The 5,165-nt window shown below is 50.5% G+C and carries 6 protein-coding genes and 1 riboswitch; of the genes, 4 read left to right on the top strand and 2 right to left on the bottom strand.

The genetic code is table 11. The features are described 5' to 3' along the window. Positions 1–67 precede the first annotated feature (67 nt). Entirely contained in the window at positions 68–1,183 is a 1,116-nt protein-coding gene (locus tag ACTIE6_RS02090) for a hypothetical protein (RefSeq protein ID WP_439555051.1), read from the bottom strand. 121 nt (positions 1,184–1,304) lie between these two features. Beyond that, on the bottom strand, positions 1,305–1,841 hold the full coding sequence (locus ACTIE6_RS02085; protein ID WP_439555050.1) for a hypothetical protein: 537 nt from the start codon (positions 1,839–1,841) through the stop codon (positions 1,305–1,307). 48 nt (positions 1,842–1,889) lie between these two features. On the opposite strand from ACTIE6_RS02085, the gene ACTIE6_RS02080 reads away from it, so the two are divergent. The 4 genes from ACTIE6_RS02080 to thiC form a co-directional block, all read left to right on the top strand. After that, positions 1,890–2,051, top strand: a complete 162-nt coding sequence (locus ACTIE6_RS02080; protein ID WP_439555049.1) for a hypothetical protein — start codon at positions 1,890–1,892, stop codon at positions 2,049–2,051. A 116-nt stretch (positions 2,052–2,167) separates the two neighbouring features. Continuing rightward, on the top strand, positions 2,168–3,058 hold the full coding sequence (locus ACTIE6_RS02075) for a response regulator (protein WP_439555048.1): 891 nt from the start codon (positions 2,168–2,170) through the stop codon (positions 3,056–3,058). 117 nt (positions 3,059–3,175) lie between these two features. After that, positions 3,176–3,271: riboswitch (TPP riboswitch) on the top strand. Between the two features lie 69 nt (positions 3,272–3,340). Next, positions 3,341–3,544 (top strand): sulfur carrier protein ThiS, encoded by a 204-nt coding sequence (gene thiS / locus ACTIE6_RS02070; RefSeq protein ID WP_439555047.1) that lies wholly within the window; start codon positions 3,341–3,343, stop codon positions 3,542–3,544. Between the two features lie 84 nt (positions 3,545–3,628). Beyond that, positions 3,629–5,165: phosphomethylpyrimidine synthase ThiC (gene thiC / locus ACTIE6_RS02065; protein ID WP_439555046.1), on the top strand; the 1,537-nt coding region annotated here is incomplete at its 3' end.

The following is a 5,165-nucleotide window of genomic DNA, read 5'->3' as shown; positions in this document are numbered from 1 at the left end:
GACTTAGCTACAAACGAAAGTGCCACCTGGTTCTCACCACGTGGCACTTTCGTTTGTTTTGGTAAAATCAGAATTTAAACGAAACCCCTGCATTCACAGAGTAATCGGCAAATGCAGCGTCGCCTCTTGCAAATGTGCCCGTAGCTGCTGAATAAGCCTTGTCCGTCACGCTCTGCGTGCGGTTGCGCGACAATGCAACCGGAACACTCACGAAAAAGCCGAATTTACCCGAAGAATAGCTGACACTCGGCTCAATGCTCCACACATATCCGGGTCTGCGGAAATCGCCGCTTCCACCCACGAGATCGTGCACGGGGATACCTTCGAGGCGCGCGCCGGCTGCTGCCGTCAGTCCGCGTACCAGTCCGTTGATGGCGTAGCTCACACCACCACGCGCCATATATTGGTCAGGAACGCTCATAATTGCCTCGTTGGCAAGTCTGGGAGAAAGCGTCTCGCGGTAAGTCCGCACGCCATTCTGCTCGCGCGGATTGATCAGGTAATAGAAGTTTCCATACACACCGAAGTTGTGCGTGAGGTTGTAATAAGTATTTGCCTCGACGGTAAAGCCGGTCCCGCCGTCGCCCAACTGAATGGACTGGTCTACCGGGCGGAGCTCTTTACTTCCATTCGGGCCCACATTGTACCAGTAGTCCTCGTACTTGTAATCGCCTGTTGGCAGCTTGATACCCAAACCCAGCTGAACATTACCGCGCGCACTTGTTTTGGGATCAAAAAGCCACCGGTAAGCCGCCAGTCGCAAATCGCCGATACCGAAAGAATGCATGCTGTGACGCTGGTTAAACTTGTTGGCGCCGTTGATTAAACCGTGCTCGTAAAGCGAGGAGCGCGCATTGGAAATAATCGGTAAGTCGATCATTATGGACCAGCGATCATTTAAGATCCGCGTCAGGTTAATGTCCAGTGACGCAGTATGATTAATTACCTCGGTATGCTGCACGAGCCGCTCTTTGTTCTCGGTGGTGCCTGAATAGTGGCGGAATGATTTGAAATAGCGTGCGCTGGTGGTCAGAACCCATTGTGGGTGGTCAATACTGTCTGCGTGCGCGAGCATGCAGGCATTTCCGGTGCTTCGGATCGCTACACAGCCTTGTGCATGCGCATTGAAGGAAATAAGAGATGCAACTAAGAATGCGAACGCGAGGTATATATGTTTTTTCATGTTTGAATGGAATAAGCCTAATTAGGAGATTTTAAAACGACAGCCACGGAAATGCAAAGCGCGCGCAATGCCGCCAGGTCACCTGGTCTGCCGGATATCTTGTGTAAAAAGAAAAAGGGGCTTATGCCTGATCGGGAGGGGGCGCCAGGGGGGTCACGGGGGGGCCGCTTACCGAAAGCAAATAACGGTCAGCAATTTTCACATCCGCCGGAATCCATTCCAGGACGTAGAAAATATGTTTTTTGTGAATGGCGAGATAATCTTTCAGGAAGGATTTGAGGAGAACAGAATGCGCACCCTTTTGCGGCCGGGCTCCTGCGATTTCATCCTGGATCCGCGACACCAATGCAGTATAACGGTCACGCGCATTCTGGTCAAATTCGCAATGTACGTAGAGGGTATCGTTGATCAGCTGCTTGGTCTTCATTCGGTAGTGCAGCCCGTTGTGCCGGATTTCACCCTCAGCAGTCTCCGCATTGTCCCAGCTGACCTGATAAGGCACATGCACAGGCACTTTGATCACGATATCCCCAGCAAAATCCCCCGGCTCAGCATAGTTTCCAACAGGGCCTGACATAGCCGGTGTTTCTTCCAGCAGGTACACAACCGAATAGCCCGCCATATTATACAGCAGCAGCCCAAATAGCAGAAGTGACAAAAGCCGGTTCAAAGTGAAAGGGGATTGATCTTTCAAATGTATAAAAAAATGGGAGAATGTTTATTTGGGGTAGCTGTTAGCTGGTTAACTTCGGCTGTCGGCTATCAGACTTTTACTTCGGCTGTCGGCTATCAGACTTCGGCTTTTGGTTTTACTTCGGCTATCGGCTTTCAGACTTCGGCTTTTTTCGAATTACTCTCTAATAGCTAATAGCTAGCAACTAACAGCCGAAAACCGACTGCCGATAGCCGAAGTTTAACCAGATTCCCCTTTTCTTTGGTACTTTTGCCCCAGTACGCTACATCAAAAAACTATTACCAAAAATCATGACGGGTATTCCCACATTCGAGACTTCTAAATCCATCTTTCTTGTTGATGATGACGAGGATGATCGAATGCTAATTAAAGAAGCACTTGAACAGGTGATGCAGGACGTTACGATCATCGAAGTGAACGATGGCGTTGAGCTTCTTGAACGGATGAACTGCCCCGCCGGCCTGCACGAACCCGCATTGATCGTGATGGACATGAACATGCCGCGCATGAGCGGTCTGGAAGCATTGTCTGTCATTAGAAGCAGTGGCAAACTGCGGCACGTACCCATTGTGATGTTGTCGACCTCCTCCAATCAGGACCTGATTTTCAAAGCTTATCGTCAGGGGATCAATGCATATATCACCAAGCCGGTATCCTATGATGCGTACAGCAAATTGGCCGAATCGATCAGCGTCTCTTTTTTGAATAGTTACCCTGTACAGGAGGAAGTTGCATTGCCCGAAAACCTCGAAGGCAAGAACATCCTGATCGTGGAAGACAGCGACGATCACTGGGAACTGATGAACCTTTCCCTGCGGCATATCCTGCCGGATGTACAAATCACCCGTTTTGCCAACGAAGTCACGGCACGCGAGTACCTGCGCGACAACATTGATGTATCTCCATTTCCGATCGATATGATCATCCTGGACCTGTACCTGCCCACCAGGGAGCAGGGACTTGATTTGCTGAATACGATGAAAAGCGCAGTTAACAAGCTGCCGTTTGTGCCGGTCGTAGTTTTCAGCTTTTCAGATAACCCGGTCGATATCCGCGAAAGCTACTCGCATCAGGCGAATGCATTTGTGATGAAGGGAAAAAACCTGAAAGAATCCATGCAGCTCTTCCGCCAGCTATGTGATTTCTGGTGGAACACCATTTCGTCGCCTGAGCGGGTTTAGTACTTTAACTCAGCTTTTTAGTTACTTAAATGAGCACTTGCATTCAATCGCAACTGTTTTCAGGCTGCTATTTAATCTTCTGAAAATTTTGATAAACCGCATTTTCAAATAGTTTTGTCGAAACTTTAGGGGTGTCCCGATATGCGGACTGAGATAATACCCTTTGAACCTGATGCAGCTAGTACTGCCGAAGGGAAAAGTAAGAGATACTGCTATTGTATCTCAATGAATCTTTCCATAAAGGTCCATTCCTGAAGTTTTTCTCACAAAACGTTTTTCAGAATGGAAATCACAGTTAACGATCAATCCCGCGAGATTCCCGACCATTATTCGGTCCAGCAGCTGTTGTCAGGACTTTTTCCCGACAGCCTGAAAGGTGTTGCTATTGCGATCAACCAGTCGGTGCTGGCAAGGTCTGAATGGGGGCGCCGCACGCTGCAGCCCCACGACCGCATTACCCTGATCAAAGCTACCCAGGGAGGATAACCGCCCCGTTTTCTCAAAATTCAAGTTATCAATATTCACCCGGACCGCCTGATACCAGCCGCGGTTTGCCCAATCCTGTTTGTTATGAAAATTGAAAAAACACCTGAGAGCGGCGTGATCACGAGGACTCCTTTTCCTAATTCGCGCAAAATATATGTACCTGGCAAGCTGCACAACATTTCGGTAGCGATGCGCGAGATCGCATTGAGCGACACCAGGATACACGGAAAGCCTGGTGCGACGGAACTCAATGCGCCCGTAACCGTATACGACACCAGCGGCCCTTTTACCGATCCGCAGATTGACATTGATGTGAAAAAAGGTCTGCCGCAGCTCAGGTCGGAATGGGTCCGGGCGCGGCAGGACGTAGAGCAGCTTGAAACGATATCTTCGAGCTACGGGCGTGAGCGGCTGGCCAATGTTCAGCTTGATCACCTGCGGTTTGCGCACGTCAGCAAACCGCTTCGCGCCAAAGCCGGGCACAACGTATCCCAGCTTCACTATGCCAAAAAGGGGATGATCACCGCGGAGATGGAATACATTGCTATTCGTGAAAACCAGCGGATCGACCAGCATTTTAGTGAATTGAATGGGCGCGCCGGTACATTATCGCACCAGCATCCCGGTCAGAGCTTTGGCGCAAATACCCCAAGGAGTTTCATCACACCTGAGTTTGTGAGACAGGAAGTAGCAGCCGGAAGAGCTGTGATCCCTTCCAATATCAACCACCCTGAAAGCGAGCCGATGATCATCGGGCGGAATTTTCTTGTCAAGATCAATGCAAACATTGGTAACTCTGCGGTCTCGTCGAGTATTGAGGAAGAAGTGGAAAAGGCCGTGTGGGCGTGCCGCTGGGGTGCGGATACGATTATGGACCTGTCAACAGGCAAGAATATCCATGAAACACGCGAGTGGATCATCCGCAACTCGCCCGTGCCCATCGGTACCGTGCCGATCTACCAGGCGCTGGAAAAGGTGAATGGTAAAGCGGAGGACCTGACGTGGGAGCTGTTCCGCGATACGCTGATCGAGCAGGCGGAACAGGGCGTAGACTATTTTACAATACACGCGGGCGTTTTGCTCCGGTACATTCCGCTGACCGCCAGGCGCATTACGGGAATCGTGTCGAGAGGTGGTTCTATTATGGCCAAATGGTGCCTCGCACATCATCAAGAAAACTTCCTGTACACGCATTTCGAGGAAATATGCGAGATCATGAAAGCCTATGATGTGGCTTTCTCGCTCGGCGACGGATTGCGGCCTGGTTGCATTGCCGACGCAAATGACGCCGCGCAGTTTGCCGAGCTGGAAACACTGGGCGAGCTCACCAAGATTGCCTGGAAGCACGACGTGCAGACGATCATCGAAGGTCCCGGCCACGTGCCGATGCATTTGATAAAAGAGAATATGGAAAAGCAGCTGGAACATTGCAGCGAAGCGCCTTTTTACACGCTTGGTCCGCTCACTACCGACATTGCTCCTGGTTACGACCACATTACCTCCGCTATCGGAGCCGCGATGATCGGCTGGTTTGGGACCGCCATGCTCTGTTATGTCACGCCAAAGGAACATCTCGGATTGCCCAACAAAAAGGATGTGAAAGACGGAGTGATCACCTACA

Source organism: Dyadobacter sp. (assembly GCF_051859145.1).
Lineage (GTDB): Bacteria > Bacteroidota > Bacteroidia > Cytophagales > Spirosomataceae > Dyadobacter.
The sequence above is the reverse complement of the archived record's forward strand: the minus strand, read 5'-3'. Positions and strand labels throughout refer to the sequence as shown.

What these genes read in the sequence shown, in the direction of transcription:
- ACTIE6_RS02090 (WP_439555051.1), bottom strand. Translation starts at nt 1,183, where the DNA reads ATGAAAAAACATATATACCTCGCGTTCGCATTCTTAGTTGCATCTCTT.
- ACTIE6_RS02080 (WP_439555049.1), top strand. Translation starts at nt 1,890, where the DNA reads ATGGGAGAATGTTTATTTGGGGTAGCTGTTAGCTGGTTAACTTCGGCT.
- ACTIE6_RS02075 (WP_439555048.1), top strand. Translation starts at nt 2,168, where the DNA reads ATGACGGGTATTCCCACATTCGAGACTTCTAAATCCATCTTTCTTGTT.
- thiS (WP_439555047.1), top strand. Translation starts at nt 3,341, where the DNA reads ATGGAAATCACAGTTAACGATCAATCCCGCGAGATTCCCGACCATTAT.